Raw genomic sequence first — 14,971 nt, 5'->3', positions numbered from 1 at the left:
TTTGGGGCACACCCTTCGACTTCGCTCAGGGCGAACGGGGGGGACTGACTGCCTCCAGAACTCCGTCATCCTGACGAAAGTCAGGATCCAGAGTAACGAACGCCGCCCTGCTTGATCCTGGATCCTGACTTTCGTCAGGATGACGGGAATGAGCGGGGCGGTTTGGGATGTGTACGATGACGAACGTATCTTCCAGCACGATCCGCATCCTCGTCGATGCCGACGCATGTCCCGTCAAAGACGAAATCTACAAGGTGGCGTGGCGCCACGAAGTCCCCGTGACGATCGTCGCGAACAGCCATTTTCGCATTCCCGTCCATCCGCTGATTTCCCGCGTCGTCGTCAGCGACGGGTTCGACGCGGCCGACGACTGGATCGCCGAACAGGCCGATGCGACGTCGGTCGTGATCACCGCCGACATCCTGCTCGCCGACCGCTGCGTGAAGGCCGGCGCGACCGTGCTCGCCAACACCGGCAAGCCCTTCACCACCAGCTCGATCGGCGGCGCGATCGCGACCCGCGCGATCATGGCCGACCTTCGCGCGGGTGGCGACATCATCGGCGGCCCCGCGCCGTTCTCCAAGGCCGACCGTTCCGCGTTCCTATCCGCGCTCGATGCCGCGCTCGTGCGGCTGAAGCGGCGCTAGCCATACCGCTTCTATCGCTCGACTTATCGGAGCGGTTTGGGCAGGTATCCCAGCATGCAATCGCATCTTCTCGACCGTGACGAATTGCTGGCACGGCAGGCGTTTCAGCTGGCCCTGGTCGATCTGCTGCGCGGGCTTGACGGCCCCGACCTGATCATGGCGGCCGCCGCGGCGACGCTCGGGTCGCATCTCGGCGTGGCCCGGTGCGGCTATGGCGAAGTGGTGCCCGACGGCACGGCGATGCATATCGCGGGCGACTGGACGAGTGGTGCGCTGCACAGCCTGGCGGGCGAAACGCGTCTGCTCAGTGCGTTCGGTACGGGGCTGCTCGACGATCTGCGTGCGGGCAAGACGGTGATCGTCGACGATTGCCATACCGATCCGCGATCGAGCGATCCCGATTACGGCGCGGCGTGGACGAGCATCGGGGCGTGCGCGCTGATCGTGTTTCCGCTCGTGCGGCACGACGAACTGACTGCGATCCTGTACGTACATGAACCCGCCCCGCGGATCTGGACGCCCGCCGATATCGCGCTGGTCGAGGACGTCGCGCTGCGGACTTCGGACGCGGTCGAGCGGAGTCGTGCCGATGTTGCGCTGAAGGCGAGCGAAGAACGCTTCCGGTCGCTGTTCAATTCGCTCGACGCCGGGTTCTGCCTGATCGAACTCGCTTTCGAGGGCGCGCGCGCGGTCGACTATCGGTTCATCGAGACCAACGCGGCGTTCGAGCGCGAGACCGGGCTCAGCGACGTCGTCGGCAAGTGGATGCGCGATCTCGTGCCCGATCTCGAGGAACGATGGTACGCGATCTACGCGCGGGTCGCGACCACCGGCGAACCCGCCAGGTTCGAGGATCATGTCGAAGCGTTCGACGGACGCTGGTACGATGTCCACGCCTACCGGGTCGATGAGTCGGGGACCAACCGGGTCGCGGTGCTGTTCAATGATATCAGCGAGCGTCGTCGCAAGGATATCGCGCTCGCCGAAAGCCAGAACGAACTCGAGCTGGCGACGCGGGTCGCGCAGCTTGGCCGGTTCGACTATCGGCCGATCGAGGGCACGCTGACCTGGGACGACCGCTGCCGCGCGCTGTTCGGGATCTCGCCGGGCAAGCCGGTCGATTATGCGTCGTCCTTTCTCGCCAATCTCCATCCCGACGACCGGGTCGCCGCCAATGCCGCGGTCCTAGCGTCGCTCGATCCGCAGGGCACGCGCACGTTCGAGGCCGAATACCGCACGATCGGGCAGGAGGACGGCGTGGAGCGTCATGTGTCGGCGCACGGTGCCGCGTTCTTCGACGACGACACGCCGATCCGGTTGATCGGTACCGTGCAGGACGTCTCGCGCGATCGGCAGGCGCAGGCGGCGCTTCGCGAGACGAGCGAACGGCTGCGCCTCGCCGCCCGCGCGACCAACGACGCGATCTGGGACTGGGATCTGCGCCGCAATTACGTGTTGTGGAACGAGGCGCTGACGACGGCCTATGGCCATGATCTTGCGAGCGTCGACCCGACCGGCGACTGGTGGATCGACCACATCCATCCCGAGGATCGGGGGCGGATCGATCGCAGCATCCATGCGGTGATCGACGGCGGCGGCACCGAATGGACCGAGGAATACCGGTTTTTGCGCGCCGACGGCCACTATGCCGATGTGCTCGACCGCGGCTATCTGATCCGCGATGAAGCCGGCCAGCCGCTGCGAATGATCGGCGCGCTGCTCGACCAGTCCGCGCGCAAGGCCGTCGAGCGACAGCTGCGCGCGGTCAACGAGGGGCTCGAAGAGGCGGTCGTGGCATCGAAGGCGGACCGCGACCGGCTGTGGGACCTGTCGACCGATATCATGCTGCGCGCGGAATATGACGGTACGATCGTCGCGGTAAACCCGGCCTGGACCGAGATGCTCGGCTGGGACATGGAGGAGATCATCGGTCGGCCGCTGTTCGCGCTGCTCCATCCCGACGACGTGGATCATACCAGCGAGGGCGCGGCGGGGATCGCGCGCGGTCAGATCATCACGCGGATCGACAATCGCTATCGCTGCAAGGACGGGAGTTACCGCTGGATCAGCTGGGCCGCGCAGCCGGGCGACGGGATGATCAACGCGGTCGGCCGCGACATCACCGAGGAGAAGGAGAACGAAGCCCGGCTCGCGCGCGTCGAGGATGCGCTCCGCCAGGCGCAGAAGATGGAGGCGGTCGGCCAGCTCACCGGCGGGATCGCGCACGACTTCAACAACATGCTGACGGGGATCATCGGCGGGCTCGACATGGTCCGCCGCAATCTTCCCGAGGTCCGACATGAGCGCGTCGATCGGTATATCGAGGCGGCGACGGTGTCGGCGAACCGTGCCGCCGGCCTGACGCAGCGCCTGCTGGCGTTCTCGCGGCGCCAGTCGCTCGATGTGAAGGCAGTCGATGTTGGCGATCTGGTCGACGGGATGGAGGATCTGCTGCGGCGGACGCTCGGCGAGAATGCTGGGCTGGAGGTGCGGCGCACGCCGGGGATCTGGCCGGCGCATACCGACGCGAACCAGCTCGAAAGCGCGCTGCTCAACCTGGCTATCAACGCGCGCGACGCGATGCCCGAGGGTGGCCTGCTGACGATCGAGACCGAGAACGCGCATCTCGACGCACATTATACCGAGACGATCGAAGACCTCGAGCCGGGCGATTTCGTCGTGATCGGCGTGTCGGACACCGGCACGGGCATGAGCGCATCGGTGATTGCCAAGGCGTTCGATCCGTTCTTCACGACCAAGCCGATCGGGCAGGGCACCGGGCTCGGCCTGTCGATGATCTACGGTTTCGCGCGGCAATCCGGCGGCCATGTGCGGATCTATTCGGAGGAAGGGCAGGGCACGACCGTCAAGCTGTACCTGCCGCGGTTCCGCGGCACGGTGGAGGCGCCGGTCGAGATCGCCGATGCCGAGCTGCCGCGTGCCGACGGCGAGCAGGTGCTGCTGGTCGAGGACGATCCGGCGGTGCGGATGCTGATCGTCGATGTGTTGCAGGGACTGGGGTACGGCGTGCTCGAGGCCGCGGACGGGCGGGCGGCGGTGCCGTTCCTGGAAAGCGAGCAGCGGATCGATCTGCTCGTCAGCGATGTCGGCCTGCCGGGGATCAACGGCCGGCAGGTCGCCGAGATCGCGCGCGTGCATCGGCCGGGACTCAAGGTGCTGTTCGTGACGGGCTATGCGGAGAAGGCGGCGGTGCGCGGCGATTTCCTCGGCGAGGGGATGGACATGATCACCAAGCCGTTTGCGCTGGACGTGCTGGCCAACCGGATCCGTGCGATGATCGGGCGGTAGCGAGGCTTGCCACCCCGGTTCCGCCAATATCCGTCACCCCGCGCAGGCGAGGATCGCTATCCTCGAGCGTCGGTGGATAGCACGTTGGCCAGCCAATATGGGTTCCCGCCTCCGCGGGAATGACGGGATAAATTGGTCCCGTCTGGTATCCAAAAACGACTTTACCGGTTGCCATCCCGCTCTCCGCATCGGCATAGGCGCGCGTTCATTGAAGGACGACGCATGCAGATGGACGCTGGCGGCCCCGCTTTGGGGCTGGATTTCGGCACGACCAACAGCGTCGTGGCGCTGGGGACCAAAGGCGGTTCGCCGGAGCTGGTGACGTTCGCCGCCCCTGCCGAGACGAGCCCGGTGTTTCGCTCGGCGCTGTGCTTCTGGCAGGACGACAGCGGCAAGGGGCTCGCGTCGGATGCGGGGCCGTGGGCGATCGCCGAATATATGGAGTATCCGCTCGACAGCCGGTTCATCCAGTCGTTCAAGTCGGTCGCGGCGATGAAGACGTTCGAGCAGGCGTCGGTCTTCGACAAGCGCTATCGCTTCGAGGAGATGGGCCAGCTGTTCCTCGAAAAGCTGATTTCGCACGCAGGCGGCAAGCTCGACACGCGGCCGCACCGGATCGTGGTGGGGCGGCCGGTCGAATATGCCGGCGCGCGGCCCGACGAAGCGCTGGCGCGGACTCGGTATGATGCGATGTTCAAGGGCTTCGGCGCGGAGATCCATTACGTCTATGAGCCGCTCGGTGCGGCGTACAGCTATGCGACGCGGTTGACCGAGCCGGCGACGATCCTTGTGGCGGATTTCGGTGGCGGTACGAGCGACTTTTCCGTGGTGCGCGTTGCCGAGCCGGGGGCGGCGCGGCGGTGTACGCCGCTCGGGCATGCGGGTGTCGGGATCGCGGGGGATCGGTTCGATTACCGGATCCTCGACCGGCTCGTGCTGCCGATGCTCGGCAAGGGCGGCGCGTACAAGTCGTTCGGCAAGGAGCTGGAGATTCCGCGCGCGTATTTCGCCGATTTTGCGGACTGGTCGCGGCTGGCGTTGATGCGCAATCGCAAGACGATGACCGAGCTGGAGCGGTTGCAGAAGACGGCCGTGGATCCCGACGCGATCGGGCGGATGATCGCGGTGATCGAGAACGAACTTGGCTATCCGCTGTACGACGCGGTTGGGTCGCTCAAGCGCGCGCTGTCGAGTGGTGAGGACGCGCATTTCCACTTCGCGGGCGCGGGGCTGGAGATCGAGGCGGATGTGACGCGGGCGCAGTTCGAAGGCTGGATCGCCGACGACGTGGTGCGGATCGAGGCGGCGGTCGACCGGGCCTTGGAGGTCGCCAACGTCGGTGGCGGCGAGATCGACCGGGTGTTCCTGACTGGCGGGTCGTCGCTGATCCCGCGCATCCGCCGGATATTCGTCGAGCGGTTCGGCGAGGCGGCGATCATGAGCGGTGGCGAACTGACTTCGATCGCGCACGGGCTCGCGCTGATCGGCGAGCAGGACGACATTGCGGCTTGGTCGGCATGATCCCGAGGGTTCTGCTCGGGACGGCGCAGGTGCCGGGTGGTGGCGAGCTTCGCTTGCTGCAACGTGGCGCAGAGTTCTCGATCATGCTCGGCGCGAACGAGTTGATGAACAGTCGGCTTAGCGGGTCGGAAGAGGCGCTGGCGGAGCAGGCGTGCGACCGGATCGGTGGGCGGCCGGGCGTGCGGATGCTGATTGGCGGGCTTGGGATGGGGTTTACCCTCCGTGCGGCCTTGGCGCGGCTTGGGCCTGACGCGGAGGTGGTTGTGGCGGAGATCGTGCCGGCGGTGATCGAATGGGCGCGCGGGCCTATGGCGGCGGTGCATGGCGACAGCCTGACCGATCCGCGGACCCGGGTTTTCGAGGGCGACGTCGCCGCGGCGATCGGCGAGGGCGGGTGGGATGCGATCCTGCTCGACGTCGATAACGGTCCGGACGGAATTTCGCGGCCAGGTAACGATCGGCTTTACGGCGCGCGTGGGTTGTCTCTGGCGCGGGCGGCTTTGCGGCCGGGCGGGGTGCTCGCCGTGTGGTCGTCAGCGCCGAGCAAGCCGTTCGCCACACGCCTTGCTGAGGCCGGTTTTGCAGTCGACGAAGTGATCGCGCGGGCGACGCGGAAGGGCGGCGCGCGGCACACGATCTGGTTCGCCACCAAGCCGTGATCTGGCGCTGGGCCGTCTTGATCGCGCTGTCGGCGGTGATCGCCGCGCTGCTCGAAGTCGTCGGGCTGCCTGCGGGGTTGCTGCTCGGGCCAATGGTAGCCGCGGTCGTGCTGGCGGTGCGGGGGTGGTCGCTGAGCGTGCCGACGTCGGCGTTTCGCGGGGCGCAGGCGGCGGTCGGGACTTTGATTGCGGGGTCGATCACCACGGGGATCGTCGCGACGGTGGCGGATCACTGGCCGGTGTTCCTGATGGTCAATTTCGTCACGCTCGCGGCGAGCAGCGTGCTCGGGTATTTGCTAAGCCGGTGGCAGGTGTTGCCGGGGACCGTCGCGGTGTGGGGATCGACGCCGGGCGCTGCGAGCGCGATGGTGTTGATGGCGCAGGCCTACGGCGCGGATTCGCGGCTGGTCGCGGTGATGACATACACGCGGGTGGTGAGCGTGGCGGTGGTCGCGTCGGTGCTGGCGGCGGTGATGGTCGGTGGCGGGAGCGGGCATCATGTCGCGACCACGTGGTTCGCGTCCGTAGATCCGGTCGCAGTGCTGCGGACGATCGCGATTGCCGGTGTCGGCGCTGGGGTAGGGGTCGTGCTGAAGCTTCCCGCCGGCGCGCTGCTTGGGTCGCTGGTGGCGGGGGCGGCGCTCAATGTCACCGGCGTCGCGCAGCCAGTGTTGCCGCAGTGGCTGCTCGCGATCAGCTATGCGGTGGTCGGGTGGCGGATCGGGCTGTCGTTCACGCGCGATACGTTGCGGGTGGCGGGGAAGGCGATGCCGCGGATCCTGCTGTCGGTGGCGCTGCTGATCGCGTTCTGCGGCGGGATCGCGGCGGCGTTGACGCGCTGGTGGGGGATCGATCCGGTTACCGCGTATCTGGCGACGAGCCCGGGCGGGATGGATTCGGTCGCGATCATTGCTGCGTCGAGTCCGGTCGATGTGCCGTTCGTGATGGCGTTGCAGGTTTTGCGGTTCCTGGGGGTGCTGTTGATCGGGCCACCGCTGGCGAAGTTCGTGGCTACGCGGCAGGGCGGTGTGCCGCCGCCGGTCATTCCGACTTAGCGCGGCGGGGCCACATATACCGTCGTCATCCTGACGGAAGTCAGGACCCAGGGTTACAGGGGGTAGCGGTCGTGGCTCTGGGTCCTGACTTTCGTCAGGATGACGGGAGAGATTTGGCCGGGCGATACGCCTCGACATCGATCTCGTGACGCTTGAGCTTGTCGTAGAACGTCTTGCGCGGGATGCCGAGCGCCGCCAGCGCAGACCGCACGTCGCCGCTGACCTGTTGGAGCACGGCACGGATCGTCGCTTCCTCGAACTTGTCTACGCGGGCGGGAAGGGGGATGTCGCTGTCCTCGTCGACCGCCTCTTCCGCCTCGGCTCGGAGCACGAGACGCTTGGCGAGGTTGTCGAGTTCGCGGACGTTGCCGGGCCAGTCGTGCTGACCGAGATACGCTAGCGTCGCGGTGTCGATCGTCGGGACCTCGCGACCGAACCGCTCTGCCGCCTGGTGAAGCAGGTGACCGAACAGCAGCGGGATGTCGTCGCGGCGCTCTCGCAGCGGCGGGATGCGCAGGCGTACTGCATCGAGGCGAAAGAGGAGGTCGGCGCGGAACCGGCCTTCCTCGACCGCCTGTTCGAGACCGGGTTTGGCGGCGGCGATCACGCGCAGGTCCAGCGCACGCGGGAGGTCGCCACCGACCGGCATTACCTCGCGCTCTTCCAGCACACGGAGCAGTTTTGCCTGGAACGCAGGGAGCGTACTCTCGATCTCGTCGAGGAACAGCGTGCCGCGGTTCGAGGCCTCGATCCGGCCGGTGCGGGGCAGGCGGGAGTCGCCGTCGTGGCCGAACAGCTCGATCTCCGCGACCGCCTCGGGTAGCGCGGCGCAGTTGACCGCGACGAACGGGCGCGAGCGGCGGTTGCTCCAGCGGTGGAGCAGGACCGCGACGAGTTCCTTGCCGGTGCCGGTCTCGCCTTCGACCAACACGTCGATATCGGCTTGCGCGATCTGCCGCATCGTTTCGCGCAGGCGGACCATCACCGGGGTCTCGCCGATCAGCGGTTCGGCGCCGATCGTTTCCTCCGCCGCAGCGCGGAGGCGGCGATTGTCGAGGACGAGGCGGCGCATTTCGAGCGCCCGGCGCGCGCCGGCGATCAAGTGGTCCGTGGCGAAGGGTTTCGGGATGAAGTCGAACGCGCCGTTCTTCAGCGCGGCGACCGCCATCGCGACGTCGCCGTGGCCGGTCATCAGCAGCACCGGGATTTCGTGGTCGATCGCAGCGATCCGGCGGAAGAGTTCGAGGCCGTCCATTTTCGGCATGCGGATGTCGGACACCACCGCGCCGTCGAACCCGGCGGTCACGCGGGCGAGCGCGACGGTCGGGTCGCGCTCGGCGATCACTGCGATGCCGGCGAGTTCGAACGATTGCTCGAGCGCACCGCGCAACACGTCGTCGTCGTCGACGAGCAACACCGCCTGTTCGCTCATGCCTTCACCAGGATCATACGGAAGATGGCGCCTTCTGGAGCGGGGACGAGGTCGAGCGTGCCGCCGAACTCGGTCATGATGTCGCGCGCGATGCCGAGGCCGAGCCCGAGGCCGTCCTTCTTGCTCGTCGCGAACGGGGTGAAGAGGTGGTCGGCGATGTCGGCCTCAATGCCGGGGCCGTTGTCGGCGACGGTCAGCACGACGTCGCGGCCTTTCCGTCCGACCGTCACGCTGACGCGGGCGTCGCGGCCGTCGGCGACCGCGTCGAGCGCGTTCTGGAGGAGGTTGACCAGGACCTGCTCCAGGCGGACGCGGCCGGCGATCACCGTCAGTCGCGCCTCGGGACCGTTCGGCAGGTCGAGCGTCACGCCCTTGGCGCGGAAGCGGTCGCCGATCAGCAGTCGGACGCCGTCGATCGCTTCGTCGAGCGCAACCGGGCCGATCGATCCTGCGCCGCGCCGGGCATAGCGCCTGAGCCCGGCGGTGATCGTGCCGATCCGGCTGGTGAGGTCGACGATCGACTGGAGGTTGGTTGCCGCGCGCGCGGGTTCGCCGCGGTCCAGGAAGGCGGCGGCATTGTCGGCGAAGGTGCGGATCGCGGCGACGGGCTGGTTGATTTCGTGCGCGACGCTGGCGGTGATCGTGCCGATCGAGCCGACGCGGTTGGCGTGCGCCAATTCCTCGCGCGCCTGGCGGAAGCGCTGGTCGGACGCCTCGCGCTGCTCGACCTCGATCTGGAGACGGTCGGCGGTGGCGCGGAGCTCGGCGGTGCGGCGCGCGACTTCCGCCTCCAGTTCCGCGCGCGCGCCGACGTTGCGCTTGCGTCGCTCGTACAGCCACCACGCGCCGAGCATGGCCGCGATCGTCAGTATCGCGGCAATCGCGGTGGCCCAGCGCGTGCGTGCCGCGGCGGTGCGCAGGGCGGCGTCGAGCGGCTCCATATGCACCAGCCGCCAGCCCGAGATCGGTACCGGCAGCGACACCGTGATCGCGGGCGATCGGTCGGGCAGCCGGGACATCCCCTTGGCAAGCGTCAGTGGGGCGGGGGCCAGTGGCGACGTCCCGAACTGGCGCGTCTCGACCAGCTCGGCGCGACGCGAACGCGAGAGTGGGCGGGTGGTCCGAAATTCGAGTTTCGGATCGCTGGAGATCAGGATGACGCCGTCGGGATCGGTGACGAAGGTCGCCATCCGGTCCTGGATCCACGCGCGCGCGATCTTCTCGAACTCGACCTTGACCACGACCACGCCAAGTGGCCGACCGGCGCGGTCGATCCGTCGTGACAGGTACAGGCCGGGACGCCCGCTGACGCTGCCGAGTGCGAAGAACTCGGTCGCGCCCGACGCCATCGCCTTGGTGAAATAGTCGCGGAACCGGTAGTCGTGGCCGAGGAAGCTGTCGGGGCGGCCGGCGTTCGAGGCGGCGATCGTCATGCCCTGCGTATCGAGCGCGTAGATCACCGGGGCGCCGGTCCGCTCCGCCAGCAGCGCGAGCTTGGTGTTGAGCGCCGGGTCGACCTTGCCCGAAGCGAGTGCTGCCCGGACGTCGGGGTATTCGCCGAGCATGATCGGCAACAGGCGATAGGTCTGCAGCTCCGCTTCGAGCAGGCGAAGGTTGCTGCGGGTCTGCTGGACCGCGCGCATCCGAACACCTGCGCGCGCGTCTTCGGCGGCGCGCTGGCCGTAGATCGAGGCGACTCCCGCGACAATCACGCCGAGCGCCGCGAACGCCATCAGCACCGTCAACGCCGTGACGAAAAGGGGAGATCGGAGTCGCGTCATTTTGTGCGGATTATCACACACCCGGCGGCCGCGCCATCGATGAAACGCGGCGATTTCCACACGTCCGAACAATGGGTATGCTGATAAAAGGCTAAAAACCAACGTTTTAGGTGCTGAAGGCGCTGCTCTTGTAGTCCTGGGTTCGGCCCGGCATTACCGTCGCACATAACGTCCCGCGTGAGTGGACGAGGATAGCAGGAGGCGATGTTGACCCTACCCACCCAGACATATGGCGTCGCGGAAACGCCCGCGCGGAAGCGCTGGAGCGGCCAGCTCTATATCCAGGTCCTGATCGCGATCGCGCTCGGCGCGGCGCTCGGGCATTTCTATCCGACGTACGGCGCGGCGCTGAAGCCGCTCGGCGACGCGTTCATCAAGCTGGTGAAGATGATCATCGCACCGGTGATCTTCCTGACGCTCGTTACCGGCATCGCGGGAATGAAGGAGCTCGGCTCGGTCGGCCGCGTCGCGGGCAAGGCGTTCGCCTACTTCCTGTTCTTCTCGACGCTGGCGCTGATCGTCGGGCTCATCGTGGCCAACGTCGTCCAGCCGGGCGCGGGGATGAACATCGACGCTGCCACGCTCGATACCAAGGGCATCGCCGACTACACCGTGAAGGCGCACGAGACGACGATCACCGGGTTCCTGATGAGCATCATCCCGGACACGATGGTCAGCGCGTTCACCGAGGGCAACATCCTCCAGATCCTGCTCGTCGCGATCCTGTTCGGTATCTCGCTGAGCCTGGTCGGCGAGCCTGCCAAGCCCGTGCTGAACTTCCTCGAGCGCCTCAGCCTGATCGTCTTCAAGCTGGTCGGCATCCTGATGCGCGCGGCCCCGCTCGGCGCGTTTGGTGCGATCGCGTTCACGATCGGCAAATACGGGATCGGCAGCCTTGCCAATCTCGGCGCGCTGGTCGCGACCTTCTATCTGACCGCGGCGCTATTCGTGGTGGTCGTCCTCGGCACCGTCGCACGGTTGACCGGCTTCTCGATCTTCAAGCTGATCCGCTATCTGAAGGCGGAACTGTTGCTGGTCCTCGGCACCTCGTCGTCGGAAGCCGCGCTGCCGAACCTGATCCAGAAGATGGAAGCGGCAGGCTGCGAGAAGTCGGTCGTCGGGCTGGTCGTGCCGACCGGCTATTCGTTCAACCTCGACGGTACCAACATCTACATGACGTTGGCGGCCTTGTTCATCGCGCAGGCGACCAACACGCATCTGACGCTCGGCCAGGAACTGTTGCTGCTGGTCGTCGCGATGATCTCGTCGAAGGGTGCGGCGGGCGTTACCGGCGCGGGCTTCATCACCTTGGCCGCGACACTGTCAATCGTGCCGACCGTGCCGATTGCCGGCATGGCGCTGATCCTCGGCGTCGATCGCTTCATGAGCGAGTGCCGCAGTCTCACCAACTTCATCGGCAACGCGGTCGCGACGATCGTCGTCGCCCGCTGGGAGGGCGCCCTCGACCGCGACAAGCTCGATGCTGCGCTGTCGGGCAAGCTTCCCGAGTTCGTGCCGGCGGCAATCCCCGCCGCTGCTACCGCCCATTGATGCCGGCGGGGACGGCCAGTCCGTCCCCGTTCGCCAGTACCGGAACTTGCTTATGACCTCGATGACGATGCGCCGCTTGCGGCACGCGGCTGGCCTTGCCACGTCTGCGCTCTCGATCTTCGCGTTCGCGAATGTCGCCACCGCACAGGCCGAGGCGCCGCCGTCACGGCAGGCCAATATCGGCGCCAAGGACGTGTCGAGCACCGCCGAAGCCTCGCCGATCGCCGAGAGCTATCCCAATGCCGCGATCGGCGACGGCGTGACGGCGGGTGGTTACAATCAGTCGCGCTGGGCGGAGGACTGGTCGAAGCTGCGCGATCCGAAGAAGCGCAAGGACATCGTCGACCAGTTGAAGTTCATCTCGATCGCGGGTGATGGCGACGTCTATCTGACGCTGTCGGGCGAGGCGCGGTTCCGCGTCAATGAGACGACCAACCCCAATCTGCGCGATGCCGAGGCGCAGCGGCAGGACATTCTCCGCCTGTTCGGTGGCGCCGACCTGCATGTCGGCAAGCATCTGCGCTTCTACGGCGAGCTAGCGCACGGTACTCTGGAAGGGCGGAATCTCGGCACCGCGCTGCCGAACCTGCGCAACAAGCTGGCCGTACAGCAGGCGTTCGTCGACCTGACGGGGACGGTCGCCGATGTCGATGTCGGCGTGCGCTATGGTCGCCAGACATTTGCGGACGGTCCCAACCTGCTGGTCGTGCCGCGTGACAACAACACGTTGTTCTTCGGCTTCAACGGCTTCCGCGCGTGGGCTCGCACCGCCGGCGTCCGTGCCGACGTGTTCGACTTCAAGCCGACCGCTTATGGCAATGGCGGTACTCAGGACGACAATGCGGAGAGCGCACGGCGGTTCTCAGGCATCTCGACGGGCATCGTCGTGCCGGAAACGCTGTTCGGCGGGTCGAAACTGTACGTAGATCCGTTCCTCTGGCGCTTGCGCAACCGGGCAGCAGTGTGGGGTACCGACAATGCGCGCGAAGTCCGCAACTTCTACGGCATGCATATCTGGGGTGATGCCGGGCCGGTCAATCTCGACTGGACGATCAATTACCAGGGCGGCAGTTACGACAACCGCTCGATCAAGGCGTGGCTGATCCTGTTGGCGCAGACCTACAAGCTCGGCGAGGGGAAGTCCGCGCCGCGCGTCGGTTTCCACGCGGACTATGCCAGCGGTGGTGGTGCCTATGGCAAGGGCACGCTGCGCAACTCGCTCGCGCCGTTCGGTAACAACATCTACTACAGCTATCAGTTGTTCGCGACGCCGACCAACCTGATCGCGCTGGCGCCGAACGTGACGTTCAGCGTCTTCGACAAGCTGCGGCTGACCGCGGAATATCAACGTTCATGGCGCGATACGACGAGCGATGCGGTGTACCGCGCGAACGGCTCGGCGTTTGCAGGCACGCAGAATTTCGGGGGCAAGAAGATCGCCGATACGCTGCGATTCCAGGCGGTGTACCCGTTCACCTCGCGGCTGTCGTTCACCGGGCGCTACGAGCATCTGATCGCGGGGCCTGCGCTGACGAATGCGGGGTACAAGAACTCCGACTTCCTGGCGGGGTGGATCAGCTACCGGTTCTGATCCGCTCCGTCATCCTGACGAAAGTCAGGGCCTAGAGCCAAGGCCGTCAGCGCCTGTGACCCTGGGTCCTGACTTTCGTCGGTATGACGAGGGTGGGGCGGCGATACCGCCCGGATTAACCTGCGTCGTTCGGCACTGCGTTTTCTTCGTTTCGGACCATACCGGTCCTTCAATTCCACGATCGACTGTGGCACACAGGCTCCAACATCAGGAGTCACATGGCCATGGATCTCAGCTTCACGCCCGAGGAAGAAGCCTTTCGCGAGGAAGTCCGCGCGTTCTTTCGCGACAAACTTCCCGCGCGTCTCTCGACGCTGGTTCGCGAGGGCAAGCGGTTGCGCAAGTCGGACATGGAGGAATGGCACGCGATCCTCAACGAGCGCGGCTGGCTGGCGAACCATTGGCCCGAGGAGTGGGGCGGTCCGGGCTGGAGCGTGATCCAGCGGTTCATCTTCGACAATGAGTCTGCGCTCGCGCATGCGCCCCGCGTCGTCCCGTTCGGCGTCAACATGCTCGGCCCGGTGCTGATCAAATACGGTTCCGAAGAGCAGAAGAAGCAGTGGCTGCCGCGGATCCTCGATGGCTCCGACTGGTGGTGCCAGGGGTATTCGGAGCCGGGCGCCGGCTCCGATCTGGCCGGTCTCAAGACCACAGCAGTTCGTAACGGCGACGTTTATGTCGTCAACGGCCAGAAGACCTGGACGACGCTCGGCCAGCATGCCGACATGATCTTCTGCCTCGTCCGTACCGACGCGACCGCGAAGAAGCAGGAGGGCATTTCGTTCCTGCTGATCGACATGAAGTCGCCCGGCATCGAGGTCCGCCCGATTACGCTGATCGACGGCGAGCAGGAGGTGAACGAGGTGTTCTTCACCGATGTCGAGGTGCCGGTGGCGAACCTCGTTGGCGAAGAGAATCTAGGCTGGACCTACGCAAAGTACCTGCTGACCTATGAGCGGACCAACATCGCCGGCGTCGGCTTCTCGATCGCGTCGTTCGAGCGGTTGAAGGAAGTCGCGCAGATGCAGAAGAAGGGCAGGCGCTCGCTGGCGGACGATCCGTTGTTCGCGGCGCGGATGGCGCGGGTCGAGATCGACTTGGCGAACATGCAGACGACCAACCTGCGCGTGCTCGCGGCGGTCGCGGGTGGCGGTGCGCCCGGTGCGGAGAGTTCGATGCTCAAGATCAAGGGCACCGAGATTCGCCAGGAGATCACCTCGCTGACGCGTCGTGCCTACGGCTCGTACGCGGCGCCCTACATACCCGAAGCTCTGGAGGCTGGGTGGAACGGCGAGGATGTCGGGCCAGAGGACGCGGCGATGGCGGCGCCGAGCTATTTCAACAACCGAAAGCTTTCGATCTTCGGCGGGTCGAACGAGATCCAGAAGAACATCATCTCCAAAGCCATCCTGGGTCTGTGATACC

General features: G+C 66.3%; 10 protein-coding genes. 8 read left to right on the top strand and 2 right to left on the bottom strand.

Features of this window, described 5'->3' with window-relative positions; all coding sequences use genetic code 11:
• The first annotated feature begins 176 nt into the window (after positions 1-176).
• The 5 genes from C8J43_RS01715 (at position 177) to C8J43_RS01695 (ending at position 7,191) form a co-directional block, all read left to right on the top strand.
• Positions 177-647 (top strand): YaiI/YqxD family protein, encoded by a 471-nt coding sequence (locus C8J43_RS01715; RefSeq protein WP_133029482.1) that lies wholly within the window; start codon positions 177-179, stop codon positions 645-647.
• Positions 648-701: 54 nt separating this feature from the next.
• Positions 702-3,956 carry a PAS domain-containing protein gene (locus tag C8J43_RS01710; RefSeq protein ID WP_121905212.1) on the top strand — a complete coding sequence of 1,085 codons (3,255 nt, stop codon included), beginning with the start codon at positions 702-704 and terminating at the stop codon, positions 3,954-3,956.
• A 228-nt stretch (positions 3,957-4,184) separates the two neighbouring features.
• Positions 4,185-5,477 (top strand): Hsp70 family protein, encoded by a 1,293-nt coding sequence (locus C8J43_RS01705; protein ID WP_133029997.1) that lies wholly within the window; start codon positions 4,185-4,187, stop codon positions 5,475-5,477.
• The gene (locus tag C8J43_RS01700) at positions 5,474-6,136 is read left to right on the top strand and encodes a hypothetical protein (RefSeq protein WP_133029481.1); all 663 of its coding nucleotides are present in this window, start codon (positions 5,474-5,476) and stop codon (positions 6,134-6,136) included. The genes C8J43_RS01705 and C8J43_RS01700 overlap by 4 nt, the downstream gene beginning before the upstream one ends.
• A complete protein-coding gene (locus C8J43_RS01695) occupies positions 6,133-7,191 on the top strand; it encodes an AbrB family transcriptional regulator (protein ID WP_207893309.1) in 1,059 nt (352 codons plus the stop codon). The genes C8J43_RS01700 and C8J43_RS01695 overlap by 4 nt, the downstream gene beginning before the upstream one ends.
• A gap of 94 nt (positions 7,192-7,285) precedes the next feature.
• Here C8J43_RS01695 and C8J43_RS01690 read toward each other — a convergent pair whose 3' ends face one another.
• Both C8J43_RS01690 and C8J43_RS01685 read right to left on the bottom strand, forming a co-directional pair.
• Positions 7,286-8,623: a sigma-54 dependent transcriptional regulator gene (locus tag C8J43_RS01690; protein ID WP_133029479.1), complete on the bottom strand. Its 1,338-nt coding sequence runs from the start codon at positions 8,621-8,623 to the stop codon at positions 7,286-7,288.
• Entirely contained in the window at positions 8,620-10,404 is a 1,785-nt protein-coding gene (locus C8J43_RS01685; RefSeq protein WP_207893308.1) for an ATP-binding protein, read from the bottom strand. The genes C8J43_RS01690 and C8J43_RS01685 overlap by 4 nt, the downstream gene beginning before the upstream one ends.
• A gap of 279 nt (positions 10,405-10,683) precedes the next feature.
• On the opposite strand from C8J43_RS01685, the gene C8J43_RS01680 reads away from it, so the two are divergent.
• The 3 genes from C8J43_RS01680 (at position 10,684) to C8J43_RS01670 (ending at position 14,967) form a co-directional block, all read left to right on the top strand.
• Positions 10,684-11,955: a dicarboxylate/amino acid:cation symporter gene (locus C8J43_RS01680; protein ID WP_243645417.1), complete on the top strand. Its 1,272-nt coding sequence runs from the start codon at positions 10,684-10,686 to the stop codon at positions 11,953-11,955.
• A 52-nt stretch (positions 11,956-12,007) separates the two neighbouring features.
• Positions 12,008-13,546: an alginate export family protein gene (locus C8J43_RS01675; RefSeq protein WP_243645364.1), complete on the top strand. Its 1,539-nt coding sequence runs from the start codon at positions 12,008-12,010 to the stop codon at positions 13,544-13,546.
• A gap of 224 nt (positions 13,547-13,770) precedes the next feature.
• Complete coding sequence (locus C8J43_RS01670; RefSeq protein WP_133029994.1) at positions 13,771-14,967, top strand: acyl-CoA dehydrogenase family protein; 1,197 nt, start codon at positions 13,771-13,773, stop codon at positions 14,965-14,967.
• The last annotated feature ends 4 nt before the right edge of the window (positions 14,968-14,971 follow it).

Source organism: Sphingomonas sp. PP-CE-1G-424, assembly GCF_004341085.1.
Taxonomy (GTDB): Bacteria; Pseudomonadota; Alphaproteobacteria; order Sphingomonadales; family Sphingomonadaceae; genus Sphingomonas.
Note: the sequence above shows the minus strand (reverse complement) of the source record. Positions and strands in the feature narration are given on the sequence as shown.

Bases quoted from the DNA above. Each gene is read 5' to 3' on its own strand.
- C8J43_RS01690 (WP_133029479.1), bottom strand. From the start codon at position 8,623: ATGAGCGAACAGGCGGTGTTGCTCGTCGACGACGACGACGTGTTGCGC.
- C8J43_RS01675 (WP_243645364.1), top strand. From the start codon at position 12,008: ATGACCTCGATGACGATGCGCCGCTTGCGGCACGCGGCTGGCCTTGCC.
- C8J43_RS01685 (WP_207893308.1), bottom strand. From the start codon at position 10,404: ATGACGCGACTCCGATCTCCCCTTTTCGTCACGGCGTTGACGGTGCTG.
- C8J43_RS01715 (WP_133029482.1), top strand. From the start codon at position 177: ATGACGAACGTATCTTCCAGCACGATCCGCATCCTCGTCGATGCCGAC.
- C8J43_RS01710 (WP_121905212.1), top strand. From the start codon at position 702: ATGCAATCGCATCTTCTCGACCGTGACGAATTGCTGGCACGGCAGGCG.
- C8J43_RS01670 (WP_133029994.1), top strand. From the start codon at position 13,771: ATGGATCTCAGCTTCACGCCCGAGGAAGAAGCCTTTCGCGAGGAAGTC.
- C8J43_RS01700 (WP_133029481.1), top strand. From the start codon at position 5,474: ATGATCCCGAGGGTTCTGCTCGGGACGGCGCAGGTGCCGGGTGGTGGC.
- C8J43_RS01705 (WP_133029997.1), top strand. From the start codon at position 4,185: ATGGACGCTGGCGGCCCCGCTTTGGGGCTGGATTTCGGCACGACCAAC.